Origin of the sequence: Halochromatium glycolicum (assembly GCF_016584085.1) — a bacterium.
Classification (GTDB): Bacteria; Pseudomonadota; Gammaproteobacteria; order Chromatiales; family Chromatiaceae; genus Lamprobacter; species Lamprobacter glycolicus.
In genome coordinates this window covers 1-975 of record NZ_NRSJ01000119.1, presented here as the reverse complement: position 1 = coordinate 975, position 975 = coordinate 1, and the positions used below count along the sequence as shown (strand labels likewise).

The window sequence follows — 975 nt, the reverse complement described above, 5'->3', positions numbered from 1 at the left end:
ATCAGTGGATGAAAGCGCATGGCTATGCCTAAAGCGTCGTGTGCTCCCTTCTTGTGAATCGCCTAGTGCGGACCCGCATGCTAGGTGGTGTGGGGAGGGCGGGCTAAACACCCGCCCTTACCCGATTGGGCGGCTGCTGCACTTTAGCCACCTATTTCGACTCTTCTAAATCTGGCCGTACGACCGAGTACATGACTGCATCCGATGGACCATTCCCGGTCATGGTTCGCATTCGGAGGATGCCTTCTCTCACAGCTCCTACCTTCTCCGCAACCCGCTGGCTAGGCACGTTCTCTACTGCGGCGACAATTTCGATGCGGTTAAACTCGGTGTTATCGAAGCCCCAGGAAATCAGCTGCTTTACCGCTTCTGTTGCCGCTCCTCGGCCGGTGCGGCTAGATCTTACCCAGTAGCCCAAATTTGCCACACGATCATTTAGATTTATGTGATTGATGCCGCAGGCGCCTATAAGAGCCTCGGCGGAGAAGATTGCAAACTCGAACATTGTCTTTTCGGCGCGACCCCGGCTTGCGAGTTCGATCCAGGAGATTGCGTCAGCTTCGCTGTACTGGTCGTGGCACCAAGGCATCCACGGCTGGACTTCTGCTATCGACTCGCGAACCGCCGCATAGAGTTTTGGTGCGTCTGATTCCCGAAATGGTTGAATCGTGACATCCATCACTTCAATTCACCTAAAGACGCCCAACGATGCAAATGAGCCGCGCGCGCCTTTGGCGCGTCGGCTGAATTTGCCTTGTGTACGCCCGGCATGGGCATGAACTGGTGGGGTGAAAGTCCCCTGTAGGAGTACCTGTAGTGTCCTCTTGGACCGATAGAACGACTAGCCAACGGCAAGGGCAAACCCGCGAGGGGATGTCTGGAGGAAGCCCGAGCGCAAAGGTGCGAGCCGACGGACAGAAACCGCATAGAAGGCTCAGTCCCTGGGTGAGTCAGCACGAGGTGACGAAACCCATC

At 56.3% G+C, this 975-nt stretch carries 1 protein-coding gene; it reads right to left on the bottom strand.

Features of this window, described 5'->3' with window-relative positions; genetic code table 11:
- Nucleotides 1–151: 151 nt before the first annotated feature.
- Nucleotides 152–679, bottom strand: a complete 528-nt coding sequence (locus tag CKO40_RS23760; RefSeq protein ID WP_200348932.1) for a GNAT family N-acetyltransferase — start codon at nucleotides 677–679, stop codon at nucleotides 152–154.
- Between the last annotated feature and the right edge of the window lie 296 nt (nucleotides 680–975).

Excerpts from the sequence above, each read along its gene's own strand:
- CKO40_RS23760 (WP_200348932.1), bottom strand. The coding sequence starts at position 679 with ATGGATGTCACGATTCAACCATTTCGGGAATCAGACGCACCAAAACTC.